This is a genomic window from Hymenobacter sp. YIM 151500-1, from assembly GCF_025979885.1.
Lineage (GTDB): Bacteria > Bacteroidota > Bacteroidia > Cytophagales > Hymenobacteraceae > Hymenobacter.
In genome coordinates, this window is record NZ_CP110139.1 from 3,002,766 (window position 1) to 3,017,715 (window position 14,950).

The following is a 14,950-nucleotide window of genomic DNA, read 5'->3' on the forward strand; positions in this document are numbered from 1 at the left end:
GAAGCCCGCGCAATGTTGCTCCGTCAGGGTCAGTCGAACGAAACTTCGTACGAGCTGGGCCGCCTGTATCAGATGCGCGACATGCCTGACTCGGCAGCGTTCTATTTCAGCCGCATTTCGCTGAACCAGAAAGACCCGCTGACTATGATTGCCGCTGGCCGCGCCGCGCTGGCCCGAGGCAAAGCGGCCGAAGCAGAAATTCAGTTCGACAATGCAGTGAAAGCCACCAAGGGTAAAGACCCGAAGGTGTACACCCTGATTGCGCAGGCGTATGCGGAGTCCGACATCAAAGACATCAACAAGGCTCTCAGCTACGTGAGTGCTGGCGAAAAGCTGGGCAAGGGAAAAGACGACCCGGCCCTAATGATTGCCCGCGGCGACCTGTACCTCAAAACTGAACAGGGTGGCGGCGACGCTATGACCAGCTACGAACGGGCTTCGCTGGCCGACCCGAACAACGTGCAAGCCTATGTACGTAAGGGTCAGTTGAACATGCGCGCCCGCACGTACAACGACGCCAAAACTAACTTTGACAAGGCTATCAGCCTGGACCCGAACTACGCTCCGGCCTACAACTCCTTGGCTGAAACCTACTACTTCGCTGGCCGCTACGACGATGCCCTGGCTCAGTTCCAGAAGTACTCGTCACTGGCCGAGAAGTCGTCGAACACCGACGCTAAGTACGCCTCGTTCCTGTACCTGACCAAGAAGTATCCGGAGGCGCTGGCAGAGGTGGATAAGGTGTTGGCCAAGGACCCGAACAACCTCACCATGAACCGCTTGCGGGCCTACACCCTGTACGAAACCGGCCGCAACGACGAGGCTCTGACTGCTATGCAGAAGTACCTGCAACTAGCCAGCGCCAGCAACAAAGTCATTACCGAAGACAATGTGTACTACGGTAAGATGCTGATTAAAGGCGGCAAAACGCAGGAAGGCGCAGCCATCATTCAGAAGGCTATTGATGCCGACCCGAAGAAAGCTGCCGAGTTGCAGGGTGAACTTGCTCAGGCCTATATCTCAGCCAAAGACTATCCTCGCGCCATTAGCACCTACCGGGCCCGTATGAAGGCTTCCAACGGTGGTGAGTTGACCGATAAGGTGTATCTGGGCCGGGCCTACGAGATGAACGGCCAGTTCACTCAGGCTGACAGCTTGTATACCTTAGTAGTAACGGAGCGTCCGAACTACGTTCCTGGCTACCAGATGCGGGCTCGGGCCAATGCTAACATCGATAAAGACTCGAAGCAAGGCTTGGCTAAGCCTCACTACGAGAAATACATCGAGGTAGCAGGTGGCACGCCGGAAAACGTTGCCAAGTACAAGTCGGGTCTGGTGGAGGCCAACAAGTACTTGGGCTCGTATTACTACTTCACGAAAGGCGACAAGGCCGCTTCGCTCCCGTATTGGCAGCAAGTGCTGGTGCTGGACCCCAACGACCAGCAGGCCAAAACGGCCGTAGATGAGATTTCGGGCAAAAACAAAACCGCCTCGAAAACTCCCGCCAAAGCTCCGGTAAAGCGCAAGTAAACTTCTGACATCCATGAAAAAGCCTGCTTCAAGTTGAAGCAGGCTTTTTCGTGTTTGTGCGGCTCTACCAAATCAATGTTGATTGGCAATGTACTGCTCCCATTTTTCCAGAACGGCTACGAAATCAGCGGGCAATTCGGCCTCAAAGTGCAGATGCTCGTGGGTGGTCGGATGGACGAAGCCCAGGGACTTAGCGTGTAGCGCCTGCCGGGGCATGAGGGCCAGGGCGTTTTCGGCGAAAGCCTTGTACGAGCCCGTCCGCTGCCCGTACAGCACCCGGTCGCCGCCGTAGGTAGCATCCCCGAATAAAGGATGACCAATGTGCTTCATATGGGCCCGGATCTGGTGAGTGCGGCCCGTTTCGAGGTTGCATTGCAGCAAGGCCACGTGGCCAAACGAGCGGAGCACTTTGTAGTGCGTAACGGCGTGCTTGCCTTGTTCGCCGCCGGGGTACACGGCCTGCACCTTCCGGTCTTTGAGGCTACGCCCGATGTGGCCACGGACAGTACCTTCCGGTTCTTTGGGTACACCCCACACCAAGGCCAGGTAGGTGCGCTCAATGGTGTGGTGGAAAAACTGATTGGACAGATGAGTCATGGCCCATTCCGTTTTGCCGATAACGAGCAGACCGGAGGTGTCCTTGTCGATGCGGTGCACTAGGCCCGGCCGAATCTCGCCGTTACGCCCCGTAGGCAGGTTGTTAAGATGATACGCCAAGCCGTTTACCAGGGTACCATTCCAGTTGCCGAACGCCGGATGCACCACCAGGCCCGCCGGCTTATTGACAATGAGCAGTTCCTCGTCCTCGTACCGGATGTCCAGCTCCATAGGCTCCGGCACTACCCTGAACTCCCGGGGCGGCTCGGGCAGCGTGATGGTGATGACATCAAGCGGCTTTACCCGGTAGTTCGACTTCACGGGCTTGTCGTTCACCTGCACGGCTTCGGCCCGAATAGCATTCTGAATGCGGGTGCGGGACGTGTTGGGCAGGCGGTTGAGCAGAAACTTATCCAGGCGCAGCAGCTCCTGCCCCCGATCGGCCCGGATGCGGTGGTGCTCGTACAGTTCGTCGCCTGCGTCGCCCTCCTCTTCATCCAAGTCCGACGGCGGTAGCTGCTGCTGGCGGGAAGCGTACTGGTCGTCGTCTGCGGGGTATGCTGGCTCTGTCATCATGCAAGCAAAGGTAGCTCGGCAGCCTCCTGAAAAACGCAACAGCCGGAACCTACGTCCCGGCTGTGCAATGTGCTCCAGAGTGAATTGGCAACCTTACTACTTCTTGGACTTGGTTTTCGTCTTGGTAGCAGGCGCGGCGGGTGTAGCGGCCGGAGTAACCGCGGCGGCAGGCTTAGTAGCCGCCGCTGCCGCAGCACCGGGCGTGATGCCCATCTTCTTCAGAATCAAATCCGAAATGTCACCGTCTTTCGGGCCGTGCAGCAGCACGGGGCTGGCACCGTCGGAGTTAAGCACGTAGGTATAGCCATTCTCGTTGGCTACCTGGTCGATAGTCTTCTGCAGCTTGTCCAGGGCCGGCTTCAGCAGGGTCTGCTGCTTCTGCTGCAACGACAGCTCCGCGTTCTGCTGGAACTCCTGAATGGACTGCTGTAGGTTTTGCAGTTCTTTTTCCTTGTCGGCCCGCACGACGTCGGTCATAGTAGCGGCCCCCTTCTGATAGGCTTCGCCTTTGGTGCGAAACTCATTGGCTTTGGCGTCCAGCTGGTTTTTCAGCTGGGTGCTGTAGTCTTTCAGCTGCGACTCGATTTGCTTGCTTTCGGGCATCTGGGACAAGACATACTCGACGCTGGTATAGCCGATTTTCAGCGGTGCGGCGGTCTGTGCCATCGAAGCCGTAGCCGTAGTAAACGTGAGGGCGGCAGCAGCCAGTGCAACGCGAAATTTGTTCATGGTGGTCATTAAAAAGAGAAAAGTCAGAGAGTTAGATGCGCAAAGTTACTTTTTTCGGCTAGCTGGCCGCGAGACTGGCTGTCGGGTGGGGCGGGCCGGCGTACCGGGCTCCGCTTCTACTTCGGCAGCGTCGCCGGCGGGCGTCTGCGGAGTTGTCACGGTGCGGGCGGTGCCTTTCTGGCCGGGCTGGTTCCGCTCCGGCGAAGCCAGACCCAGCTCCTCCAGCACAAACTCGGTGTAGTCGTGCGTGGGGTTGGTGTAGAGCATGGTCAGGTCACCAGCCTTGTCGAATACAATGGCCAGCTGTTTCTTTTTGGCTACTTTCTCAATAGCCTCAAACACCTGGTCCTGTACCGGCTTGGTCAGCTCCTGGCGCTTTTTGAAGAGTTGGCCCTCGAAGCCGAAGATTTTGTTTTGGTAGGCTTTGATGTCCTGCTCCTTTTTCAAAATCTCGTCCTGGCGCTTCTTCTTCATCGGCTCCGTAAGAACCACTTCTTCGGCCTGATAATTCCGGTACATCTTGTCGAGGTCTTTTTTCTGGGCCTCGATGTCCTTCTGCCAGTTGGTTGACAGCGTATTCAGCTCCTGCTGGGCCTGGGCGTAGGCCGGCATCTTGCTCATGATAAACTCCGAGTCGACGTACCCAAACTTCTGGGCCCACGCCAGTTGCGGGGCCCCTACTCCGAGTAGCAGCACCACGGCCACTACCCACGAAACCATCTTGTTCATAGCGGAAAGGAAGAAGTAGCTGGCCGCTCGGCCGCGCTTAGCGGATTTGCTGGCCAATGATGAAGTGGAAAATACCCTTGTCCTGCTTTTGACCGGCCCGGATGATGGGCACTTGGTCGAAGCCCCAGCCGTAGTCGAAGCCTAGCAAGCCAAACGCCGACATGAAGATACGGGCCCCGACACCGGCCGAGCGGTACAGCTTGTACGGGTTGTATTGCGAGTACCGGTCGAAGGAGTTACCAGCTTCCGCGAAGCCCAGCACGAACACCGTAGCCGCGGGGTTCAGGCTAACCGGATAACGCATTTCCAGCACAAACTTATTGTAGGCCACACCCCCGTCTTCCCCTTCGCGAGCCGTAGGAATGGCACTGGCGTCGTTGGGGTCAGCATAGCCGCGTAAGCCAATAAATTCTTGGCCGACAATAAAGTTGGCCGCGCCGCCAAAGCCCAGGCCCGCGCCACCCAGCCTGAACCGTTCAAACGGCCCAATCTGGCGGTTGGCTCCGTAGCTGCCAATAAAGCCAAAGTGGGCCCGCGTGTTCAGCACCAGCTTACCTACTACTGGCGTAAACCACGAAGCGTCGAACATCCACTTGTGAAACTCCACCCACTCGTTTACGCTGGGGTGCGCTCCGGGGAAAACCGAATACGGCGGCGTCAGGTTTACGCTCAACGACAACGACGAACCGCGCCGCGTGAAGGTCGGGTTGTCGATACTGTTGCGGCTGAGCGTGGTGTTGAGGGTGACGTTGGTAGCGTTGCCGGTGCCGCTAGGGAAGAAATTAGTGCCTAGGAACGGGTAGTTCTGCAGCTCATACCGCGTCACCGACAGCGAATTGCTGAGCGTGAAGTAGTCGTCGGGCCAGCGGAGGCGGCGGCCCAGGCTGATGCTGGCAGCACTGGTTTTCAGGAAGCTACCGGTTTCGGCATCGAAGTTGGTGCCGGCGCGGTTAATGGTCCGGTTCAGGCTGAAGGAAAGCGAATTGGGTTTGCGGCCGCCCAGCCACGGCTCCGTAAACGAAAACGAGTAGGCCTGGTACTGCAAGCCGTTGGCTTGGATGTTGAGCGCCAGACGCTGTCCGTCGCCAGCCGGCACGGGGCGCCAGTTGCGCAGCTCTCCGGCCTTGCGCAGCGAGAAGTTGTTGAACACCAGGCCCACCGTGCCAATGAAACCCGCAAAGCCACCCCAGCCGCCCGACAGCGTAATCTGGTCGGAAGGCTTCTCCTCCACTGTGTAGTTGATGTCCACGGTGCCGTCGGCGGGGTTGGGCACCGGGTTCAGGCCGATTTTCTCTGGGTCAAAGTAGCCCAGAGTAGCAATTTCGCGCTGGGAGCGGATGAGCTGCTCCCGGCTGAACTTCTCGCCCGGCAGCGTGTACAAGGACCGCCGCACCACGTGGTCGGAGGTTTTGGTGTTGCCGGCAATGTTCACGTCCTTGATGCGGGCCTGCACCCCTTCCGAGATGCGCATCTCAATGTCGATGGAGTCACCCTCGACTTTGGTTTCTACCGGATCAATAGAGAAGAACAGATAGCCGTCGTTCATGTAGAGCGACGTAATGTCCTGGCCGGTGGGGTTGTAGTTCAGGCGCTTGTCCAGCGTTTCCTTGCTGTACACGCTGCCCTCCTTGATGCCCAGCACCGAGGCCAGGGTCTTGTCGTCGTAGAGGTAGTTGCCGCTCCACGTAATGTTGCGGAAGTAGTACTTTGGCCCCTCATCGACCCGCACCACCAGCTTCAGGGCGTCGCCTACCCGCTCCAGCGTGTCCGATACCACCACAGCGTCGCGGTAGCCCTGGGCATTGTAGAACTCGAGCAGGCTTTTCTTGTCGTTCTCAAACTCGGCCTTCTGAAACTTGCCGGAGTTGAACAGCTTCGGAAACTTCTTTTCCTTGGTCTTCTTGAACTTGCCCTTCAGCTTGCCATCCTTGAAAGCCGCGTTGCCCTCAAAAGCAATGTCCCGGATTTTGATTTTTTCGCCCTTATCCACCTGGATGTTGAGCACCACGCTGTTGGACAGCGACGAGTCGGGCGTCTGGGTGATGTTGACTTTGGCGTCGAGAAAGCCTTTGTTGGTGTAAAACTTGCGCACCTGCGTACGGGTGTTGTTCAGCAGGGCATCGGTCACCACTTTGCCGCGGATGAGCTTGATTTTGTTTTTCAGCTCGTCGGCCTGGCCTTTACTGATGCCCGAAAACTCAAACTTCGACAGCCGGGGCCGCTCTTTCAGGTTGAAGTCCAGGAACACGCGGGAACCTTCGGTGCGCTCGATGCTCACGCTCACGTCACCCAGAATGCCCTGGTCCCAGAGCTTGCGGATGGCTTTGCCAATCTCCTCCCCCGGAATGGTGATAGGGTCCCCGATTTTGAGGCCGGTCAGGGCAATCAGGGTGTTAGGGTCGAGGTAGCGGGCCCCGCTCACGCTAATGCCGCCCAGCGTATACCGCTGAGGCTCCGCCCCGACAGGTGCAGTGGCAGGGGCAGTTTGGGCGTGAGCAGCATACGGTGTGCCCACTCCCAAGATGGCCGCCACGGCCACTACCCGACAAATCTTATGATAAGAAGAACTCATTCTGCTTGATTACGAAACCGTTAGCTGCTCACTGGTTTTGCCAAAGCGCCGCTCCCGCTGCTGATATGCTTGCAAGGCTTCCTGAAAATGCTCCCGCCGAAAGTCGGGCCACAACAAGTTGGTGATGTATAGTTCGGTGTAGGCCAGCTGCCACAACAAGAAGTTACTGATTCGCTGCTCCCCGCTGGTGCGAATGAGCAGTTCCGGGTCCGGAATGCCTGCTGTCGACAGAAAGCCGGCCATGGTTTGTTCGGTAATCTGGTCGGGCTGCAGGCGGCCGGCAGCCACTTCCGTGGCCATGCGCCGCGAGGCCTGCGTCAGGTCCCAACGCCCGCTGTAGCTCAGGGCCAGCACCAAGGTCATGCGGCTGCCCGCCTGGGTTAGCTCCATCGCTTCGGCCAACTCCCGCTGGCAGGAAACCGGCAGGCTCTCAGTTTGCCCAATGGCTTGCAGGCGGATGCTGTTTTTGAGTAGAGTAGGAGTTTCCTGCCGGATGGTGTGTACCAGCAGTTGCATCAGGGCCGTCACTTCGTGGGCCGGGCGAGCCCAGTTTTCGGTTGAAAAGGCGTACAGGGTCAAAAAACGAACGCCAGCTTCGGCGGCGGCTTCCACTGTTTCACGCACCGCCGTGATGGCGCTTTGATGACCGAAGATGCGTAAACCGCCTTTCTGCTTGGCCCACCGGCCGTTACCGTCCATGATAACGGCCACGTGAGCCGGAATAGGTGAAGTATCTTTTTCGGACCGGGCGGCCATCACTATCTTTTGTGTAAAGAGGCTGCAAGTTACAGAAATGGTTGCATTTGGCTTACGGCCGGCAGTCTGCCGGAGCAACCGCACCATGCAACAGCCCCTGGCACACTTTCCGTTCGGAAGTATGCCAGGGGCTGTTGCCTGTATCCGCTGAGTGGTTTTTAGTCGCGCTTGCCGCCGGACGCGTCGCCGCCTGTCTCAGGGCAACGAATCTTGTAAAAGGTGTAGGACAAGCTCAGCCCGTTGTAGAAGTACCAGTCCTGGTCGTTCGGATTGCCCACTCGGTTGTCCTGGCCTCCTCTTTTGCCGTCAATGTGGTCCAGCAAATCGGTAAAGGCCTTCCGGGCCCCAGCTTCGAGGCCCAGGTTCCAGTGCCGCGACAAGGCAAATTTGAAGCCTAGCCCCGCCGGTACCGCTAGCCCAAACTGTCCTTCTTTTTGGTAGTTGAGTACGGGCCGGGCACTGCTGCCAACCTCCGTGTTGGCATAGAACCCCGCTACGCCCACAAACACGTAGGGCGTAAACCGTACTTTCGACTTTCGGTCGTGGTAGTTGAAAAAGTTGTACTCCAAGTTACCGGCCAGCTCGTACAGGCTGCCTTTTAGGTAGGCTTGGCGATACGCATGTAAAGGTGCCGTTCTGCCATTTACGCCTTTCACGCTCCGGTCGTCGGCCCGGAGCATACCGCCCGTAGCTGCCAGCTTCAGGGTCACGGGCGCGGAAATATCCTTGCGGTAGAACAGCGTCAGGGCCGGCCGGTTGTTCCGGAACTGATAGTGGGGTGATATTTCGCCTTTGTAGGATAGGCCTCCCAGGCCAAATCCTAGCTCACTGGTGTTCTGAGCCGCTGCTGATTGAGCAAAAAAAACACTCCCCGCTTGCCCAGCGCAAACAAGGAGTGTTTTGAAAAAACCTGATTTCGTCATTTGACTGGCTGTTGGTGAAGATTGACAGCCAGCATAAGCTGACTACCGGAATTTGGGGCTTCGTACTCGCGGAGCCAAGATATAGTTTACCGAGATGCCCAGCGTGGTGTACCAGTCCTTCTCGTTGCTCTTGCCGCGCATCTGGCCACCTTGAATGCTCTCGGTGTACGTTCCAGGGATTTCACGCGTGATGTCCCACCCGAAGTATTGTGCGGCGCTCGACTGCAAATCACCACGTCTAGCAGCGTAGTTTCCGCTTACGTCATCCAAGTAATCGGTAAACGTTTTGCGGAATCCTAGTTCCAGGCCCAGGTCAAAGCTACGGTTCAGCTTATAGCGAGCACCACCACCAAAGGGAATAACGATTTGGCCAAGATTGTAGGTGCTACTCTGCGCCTCAGTACGCAACGGCTGCAAGGCAACAATATTGCCTTCTGCATCTTCGCCCTTGGGATTGTGGCGAATCACACCGACACCAGCAAACACGTACGGCACGAAGTCGGGGCGCTTAATGTAGTTGTTGCGGTTTTCAATCAAGTCGAAAATACCGGTTACGGCAAACTCCAGGATATCATTCCGGAAGTTCATGTTCCGGTTGTAGCGATACTTAGCTTCAGCATCGTTCTGGTCAGCAGCTTTAGCGTCATCACCCGTGATGCGGCCGTAGGAGAGCGAGGCCCGGCCCGAGATACGCGGAGCAAAGCGGCGGGTGAAGGTCAGGCCGAGGTTGGGGCGGGTGGCACCCGCCCGGAAGCTGGGAATGCTTGGCTTGGGTGTGATGTCGCCAAAGTAGTTCATGGCGTTCAGGTTCACACCAACGGAGTTGTACTGCTTCCGCTTGCTGAATTGCTGCGCACTCGCTTCCGAAGCTACCAAGGCCAAGACCAGTAGCAAAGCTAGAGTGTAAGTGAAGAAATGCTTCATATTAAGCGAGGGTTAAAATATCCTGTTGGAAGAGTGCGAAAATTGTACGGGCACGGTCGCAGGTAGCGACAAAAGTAGAAATTGAAGGGAACTTAAAAAACAAGTAGTGGAAATTCTCTGGATTAAACTGGGATGCCGGACGGATTGCGCCGGTCCAGACCCCAGTTCAATTTGCTGCGCAAGGTACTCAGGAAGTTAACGTGGTTGAGTTTTACCAGACGAGCATTGAAATTTTCCCGACGAACGGCAATCTGAATAGTGGCTTCTACCGTGACAGAGCGTGAATCGAGAGAAAGCAGAAAATTGTTGCTTCTTCCCTCAATTTCAAATGAAATGACGCTACGGTCGGACACGATAAGGGGCCGGACGTTCAGATTGTGCGGACATACGGGAGCAATAATAAAATTGTTTGTTTGGGGCAACATAACCGGGCCACCGCAGCTGAGCGAGTACCCGGTCGAGCCGGTAGGCGTGGATACGATGAGGCCATCGGCCCAGTAGGAGTTCAGGTATTCGCCATCAATATACGTGTGCACCACAATCATGGAAGAGGTGTCGCGCTTCAGGATGCTGAACTCATTGAGGCCGAAGTTGATATCACCAAACGCATCGGGGTCGGTGTCGACGCGAATCAGGCTCCGGTCCTCCAGCACAAAGTGCCCTTTGAACAAGGCATCAATGGCCGGGCTGATCTGGTCGGGAGAAATGGTGGCCAGAAATCCAAGCCGGCCGGTGTTGATGCCCAGAATAGGAATTTGCTGGGCCCCCACGTAGGTTACCGTATCAAGCAAGGTACCGTCGCCGCCGATGCTGAGCACAAATCGTACCCCTTTGAGCGAGTCGCCGCGCCGGAAGCTGGTGGCACTGGGCGGCAACTGCAAGCACTGGCTCAGGTAGTTGTAGAATGATTCGACGATGAGTACCTCGGCTTGCCGCTGCGCCAGGTCATTGAGCAACTCTTGCAGCACGGGGCGCAGGGCTTCGTCGAATGGTTTTCCCAGAATGGCGATTTTCATAACGTAAACATAACCTGACGGCAAAGGCCAGCAGGCTTCAGATGGGAAATTCGGTGCGGAAAAAGAAGCCGCCGTAGCCGTGCCATGTGCGAGTATACTCCACCGTCAGCACCCAGTCGTAGTAGGTAGCCAAGTGCAGAGCCATTCCAGCAGAGGACAGCAGGCGGTTGGGCAAGCGGTTGGCAGGCAGAGCGGCCCGGTTGCGGACGTATCCGGCGTCGACAAAGGTATTTAAATACAGTACCAGCGGAATCTGGTTGAACTTCGGGTTTCGAATAGCTCTTAGTCGCAGCTGGCCGGCATCAAGCAGCTTATACGTCAGGCCTTGCTGTAGCAGGGCGTAGTGGTGGCCTTCCACTACCAGGGCATCGTAGCCGCGCACCAGGGCATCGTAGCCAAAGGCGCGGCTGTCGGCATAGCCCAGGCGCCGGGCCAGGCGAACCTGCCCACGCAGGCCGGCGCTGTAGTAAAAGGGCCCACCCAGGGCTACGTAACGAACATAGCGCCCGCGCAACGTCAGAATGCCGGGAGCTTCGTGCAGGAACGTGCGGTAGGCCACGCTGGCCTGGGCAAACTGGCCGGTGAGTGGGTAGGCAAAGGTGTTACGCTGGTTCAGGGTGCTGGTTAGACTGAACTCGACGTGCCGGCGCTGGGGGCCACTGAGGTAGTACGCCGGGTTACGCCGGAACACCGAGTCGGAAACCTGTTCGTGGGTATAGGTGACGTTGAGGGCCGTGAGGTGCTGCACGGTGCGGCGCCAGCGCAGCCCGGCCGTAACGTAGCGCCGCAGAATCGGGTAGCCTTTATCCCCGTCGGCCTGCCGGAAGTTCACGAGCCGGTCGTTGCGGGTGGCGTAGTCGAGGGCGCGGCTGCGGTAGTAGGAAGCTCCGGCCCCAAACCCGATGCGCCGGCGGCGCCCGTAGCCGGGCGCCTCGTAGAACAGCTCATACTTCCGGTTGAAGCCCAGCTGTACGTTGGCAATCAGCTGCTCGTTGCGGCCGCGAAAGTTGCGCCTGACCACGTGCACGCCGTAATCGACGCGGCGCCACCGGTCGGGACGGTCGAGCCAGGAGCGGTAATTACGGTCGGCCAGCGTGAAAATGGGAATCGGAAATGTATACCACCGCTCTTGCACGCTGAACAGGATGGTCAGCTCGCCCGCGCGGCACGTGGCCTGGAGCAGCACCTGGTGAAACAGCTGCAGGTTGAACAGCCGACGGCGGTTGACTTCAAGGCGGCGGGCTACAGCGGCCGCCGCCAGGGTGTCACCTTCGTGCAGGTCCAGCTCGGCGCGCAGCACGCTTTCTTTGGTTACGGCATTGCCAACCAACACAATAGCGCCCACGCGTAGCTGCCGGTAGTCCGGGCACTGGCTTAGCAGCAGCAGGCTGTCGGGCCGGGCGGCTACTGCGGTGTCAGGAGCCGACACGGGCATCGTTCTGGCTTCAGCCGAAACACGGTGGCTGACCAGCACCAGCAGCAAACAAGCCAGGATACGTGCCAGCACTCAGATGTTCAGATACTTCAGCAGGGCATCGAAACGCTCCTGCTCGTTTTCGCTGACCTCAGCCGTGCCGCTAAACTGGGCCGTGATGGAGTAGCCAAACCGCTCCAGCGTGGCAATGATGCGCGACAAATTGGGCGTGTTGACCTTGAGCGTCAGCCGGATGCGGTAGGTATCGTGCTCGTCCTGGGCCACGTGGGCACTCATGATTTTGGCATTGTTCTCCTCTACGTACCGGCTAATCTGGCTCAGGGAGTAGTCGCGCTCCTCCATCACCAGCACAATGATGCCTTGCTGCCCAGTGGATATGGGCATTTTGCCAAAGGCGGCCAGCGTGTCGCTCACCGTGACGACGCCCAGGTATTCCTGCTGGTCGTCCAGCACCGGCACCAGCTGCAGCCGGTTTTGCACGGCCAGCTCAATGATGTTATAGAAGTGCTGGTCGCGCCGCACGTGCACGTTGGCGTAGCCCAGCGGCAGGCTGCCCAGTAGCTGGTCGGTGCCTTCCCGCTCCAGCAGGTCCGATTCCGTGACGAGGCCGCGGTACTGACGGTCGTCGAGCACGGGCAGCTGGCCCACGTGAAACTCATCGAGCCAGCGGGCAGCCTTTTCCACGGAGTCCGTCACTTTGAGCGGCGGAATCATCTGGTTCAATAAATCTTCGGCAATAATAGAGTGCATCGGAAGCAGAGCTGAAACGGCGGAGTAGAAAGCAGTAGCGCAGCAACGTAGTAGCAGCTACACCAAAGGAAGGTTTTTCAGCCGATACATACGCACACCGGCCCGTAAAAGCGCACCTTCTGTTGTTCAATTTATAGATGCCGGGCTGCTGCGCCAAGTTGCATGCTCCCAGCGCGTCAGGGCTGCTCGGCGGGCACGGCGGTGCGCTGCAAGAAGCGCTGCAAGAGCCGGTTAAACTCGTGGGGGCGCTCCATCATGGGCGCGTGGCCGCACTGGTCAAGAAAGCAAAGCTCCGAACCCCGAATCAGGCGGTTGAACTCGTGGGCGACGACCGGGGGCGTGATGGTGTCGTTGAGCCCCCACACCAGCAGGGTCGGCACCTTGATATTGCCTAGCTCCTTGGCCAGGTTGTGGCGCTGGGCCGAGCGGGCAATGGTGATGATGCGCAGGCACTTGGCGTTGGAGTTGGTGACGCTGAACACCTCATCCACCAGCTCACGGGTGGCCACGGCCGGGTCGTAGAAGGTGTAAGCCACGCGCTCCTCCACGTAGGCATAGTTGCCGCGCTTGGGAAAGGAGCCGCCCATGCTGTCCTCGAACAGGCCGCTGCTGCCGGTGAGCACCAGCCGGGCCACGCGCCGGGGGTTGCGCAGCGTATACACCAACGCAATATGGCCGCCCAGGGAATTGCCGAGCACGGTGCAGGCTTCCACCAGCCCGATTTCGGCCACAAAGTCTTCCACAAAGCCGACCAGCCCGCTGATGCCGGCCTTGGTCAGGGGCATGTCGTAGATGGGCAGCAGCGGGATGAGCACGCGGTAGCGGGAGCTGAACTCGGCCACGACGTCTTGCCAGTTGCTCAGGGCGCCAAACAAGCCGTGCAGCAACAGCAGCACGTCGCCGCTGCCTTCGTCTACATACTGAAAACCGTTTTGTTCCTTGATCTGCAACGCCATCGTTTCAGGAAATAACCGGCCCAGCCGGAGCTACCGGGGTGGTCGGTGCAATGATACAACTCTTGACCCAATTGCCGAGCAAGGCCAATCCGTGCGAGGTGAGTAGAGCTTCGGGGTGAAACTGCACCCCGTACAGAGGCAGCGTACGGTGGCGCAGAGCCATCAGTTCGGGGGCCGCGGGGCCGGTGGTGTAGGCAAGAGGTTCGAGCATAGGCGGCAGCGCGTCCAGCACCAGCGAATGGTAGCGCGTCACGGCCATGCGGGCGGGCAGGCCGGCCCATAGCGGGTCAGGCGTGGTCCAGACCACCTCCGACACTTTGCCGTGCATGGGCTGCTGCCCGCGCCGCAGCCGGCCTCCGAAAAACTCGCCCAGGGCCTGGTGGCCCAGGCACACGCCCAGTATGGGCAGGCGCTGATGGTAAAACTCGATGACTTCCGGCATACAGCCAGCTTCGGCCGGCGTACCCGGCCCCGGCGACAACACCACCGCATCGAAGGACAGTTGCTGCAACTCCGGCAGGGACACGTCGTTGCGGCGCACCAGCACCTCGCACCCTAACTGCTCCAGGTAGTCGAGCAGATTGTAGGTGAAGGAGTCAAAGTTGTCCAGCAGCAGCAGGCGCATGGTTATTGGGTACTTAGGGGCTTGGAGCTTGGTTTACGTTCTGTCATCTGGCAGCCGGCGGCCGAACTGAAGGTCAACGTAAGCAGGAACTTTCTCCCATTAGCACGAGCCGTTGCAACGGTTTTAGCCCGCAGAGGACGCGGAAGGGTGCGCAGAGGGCGCGGAGCTGTTCTGAAACAAGTTGCTCCGCAGTTATTAGGTCCTTTGTTCTTGCTTGCTGCGCGACAGGCTCAGAATGACAGAACGAAAGCTAAGTCCCCAAGACCCTAAGCCCCCAGGACCCTCACCTTAAACACTTCCCGCAGATTGTCCAGCAAGGTGCCGGCGAAGGGCATGACGAAGCTGACGATGCTCAGGGCCAGAGGCGTGGCTTCGCGCACCAGGGGCAGTACCCGCGACTCGGCCACAAGCTGGGGCGAAATCAGCTGGAGCCCCGACAACCCGATGCCGTGCAGCAGCAGGCTCAGGCCCAGCACCCACTTCAGCACTCCGCTGGCCGCTCCGCCCAGGCTGTCGAGCACGCCCAGAGGCGTGAGGTGCACGGCCGTGCGGATAAACCCGCTCAGCAGGTGCACACCCCACACAATGGCTGCAAACACCAGCACAAACGACACCAGCGGCAGCATCCCGAAAGCCTCGCCCACGTAGTGCCGCACCAGCGGAATGGCGTCGTTGAGCAAGGCCAGTCCGCCCACTACGCCCAGCACAAAAGCCAGCAGCGAGGCTACTTCTAGCACTAGCCCCCGCCGGTAGCCCTTCACGGCCCCGATGCCCAGCGGAATCAGCAGCAGAATGTCGAAAGTGGACACGGGGTTTAGGGGCTTAGGAACTT

14 protein-coding genes are annotated in these 14,950 nt (G+C 58.6%); 1 reads left to right on the forward strand and 13 read right to left on the reverse strand.

Annotated features, from left to right (window positions below; translation table 11 throughout):
- Positions 1 to 12: 12 nt before the first annotated feature.
- The gene (locus OIS53_RS12605) at positions 13 to 1,530 is read left to right on the forward strand and encodes a tetratricopeptide repeat protein (RefSeq protein ID WP_264678926.1); all 1,518 of its coding nucleotides are present in this window, start codon (positions 13 to 15) and stop codon (positions 1,528 to 1,530) included.
- A gap of 72 nt (positions 1,531 to 1,602) precedes the next feature.
- Here OIS53_RS12605 and OIS53_RS12610 read toward each other — a convergent pair whose 3' ends face one another.
- The 13 genes from OIS53_RS12610 to OIS53_RS12670 form a co-directional block, all read right to left on the reverse strand.
- A complete protein-coding gene (locus tag OIS53_RS12610) occupies positions 1,603 to 2,700 on the reverse strand; it encodes an RluA family pseudouridine synthase (RefSeq protein ID WP_264682355.1) in 1,098 nt (365 codons plus the stop codon).
- A 99-nt stretch (positions 2,701 to 2,799) separates the two neighbouring features.
- On the reverse strand, positions 2,800 to 3,432 hold the full coding sequence (locus OIS53_RS12615) for an OmpH/Skp family outer membrane protein (RefSeq protein ID WP_264678927.1): 633 nt from the start codon (positions 3,430 to 3,432) through the stop codon (positions 2,800 to 2,802).
- 45 nt (positions 3,433 to 3,477) lie between these two features.
- Positions 3,478 to 4,161 carry an OmpH/Skp family outer membrane protein gene (locus OIS53_RS12620; protein WP_264678928.1) on the reverse strand — a complete coding sequence of 228 codons (684 nt, stop codon included), beginning with the start codon at positions 4,159 to 4,161 and terminating at the stop codon, positions 3,478 to 3,480.
- 37 nt (positions 4,162 to 4,198) lie between these two features.
- Entirely contained in the window at positions 4,199 to 6,733 is a 2,535-nt protein-coding gene (gene bamA / locus OIS53_RS12625) for an outer membrane protein assembly factor BamA (protein WP_264678929.1), read from the reverse strand.
- A 9-nt stretch (positions 6,734 to 6,742) separates the two neighbouring features.
- Complete coding sequence (locus tag OIS53_RS12630; RefSeq protein WP_264678930.1) at positions 6,743 to 7,489, reverse strand: isoprenyl transferase; 747 nt, start codon at positions 7,487 to 7,489, stop codon at positions 6,743 to 6,745.
- A 158-nt stretch (positions 7,490 to 7,647) separates the two neighbouring features.
- On the reverse strand, positions 7,648 to 8,412 hold the full coding sequence (gene porG, locus OIS53_RS12635) for a type IX secretion system protein PorG (protein ID WP_264678931.1): 765 nt from the start codon (positions 8,410 to 8,412) through the stop codon (positions 7,648 to 7,650).
- A 42-nt stretch (positions 8,413 to 8,454) separates the two neighbouring features.
- A complete protein-coding gene (locus tag OIS53_RS12640; RefSeq protein ID WP_264678932.1) occupies positions 8,455 to 9,336 on the reverse strand; it encodes a DUF6089 family protein in 882 nt (293 codons plus the stop codon).
- A gap of 122 nt (positions 9,337 to 9,458) precedes the next feature.
- Positions 9,459 to 10,352: an NAD kinase gene (locus OIS53_RS12645; RefSeq protein ID WP_264678933.1), complete on the reverse strand. Its 894-nt coding sequence runs from the start codon at positions 10,350 to 10,352 to the stop codon at positions 9,459 to 9,461.
- A 37-nt stretch (positions 10,353 to 10,389) separates the two neighbouring features.
- Positions 10,390 to 11,859 carry a POTRA domain-containing protein gene (locus OIS53_RS12650; protein ID WP_264678934.1) on the reverse strand — a complete coding sequence of 490 codons (1,470 nt, stop codon included), beginning with the start codon at positions 11,857 to 11,859 and terminating at the stop codon, positions 10,390 to 10,392.
- On the reverse strand, positions 11,860 to 12,537 hold the full coding sequence (locus OIS53_RS12655) for a CBS domain-containing protein (protein ID WP_264678935.1): 678 nt from the start codon (positions 12,535 to 12,537) through the stop codon (positions 11,860 to 11,862).
- A 176-nt stretch (positions 12,538 to 12,713) separates the two neighbouring features.
- On the reverse strand, positions 12,714 to 13,493 hold the full coding sequence (locus OIS53_RS12660; protein WP_264678936.1) for an alpha/beta fold hydrolase: 780 nt from the start codon (positions 13,491 to 13,493) through the stop codon (positions 12,714 to 12,716).
- 4 nt (positions 13,494 to 13,497) lie between these two features.
- Positions 13,498 to 14,118, reverse strand: coding sequence for an anthranilate synthase component II (locus tag OIS53_RS12665; protein ID WP_264678937.1), 621 nt, complete (start codon positions 14,116 to 14,118; stop codon positions 13,498 to 13,500).
- 266 nt (positions 14,119 to 14,384) lie between these two features.
- The gene (locus tag OIS53_RS12670; RefSeq protein ID WP_264678938.1) at positions 14,385 to 14,927 is read right to left on the reverse strand and encodes a CvpA family protein; all 543 of its coding nucleotides are present in this window, start codon (positions 14,925 to 14,927) and stop codon (positions 14,385 to 14,387) included.
- Positions 14,928 to 14,950 lie beyond the last annotated feature (23 nt).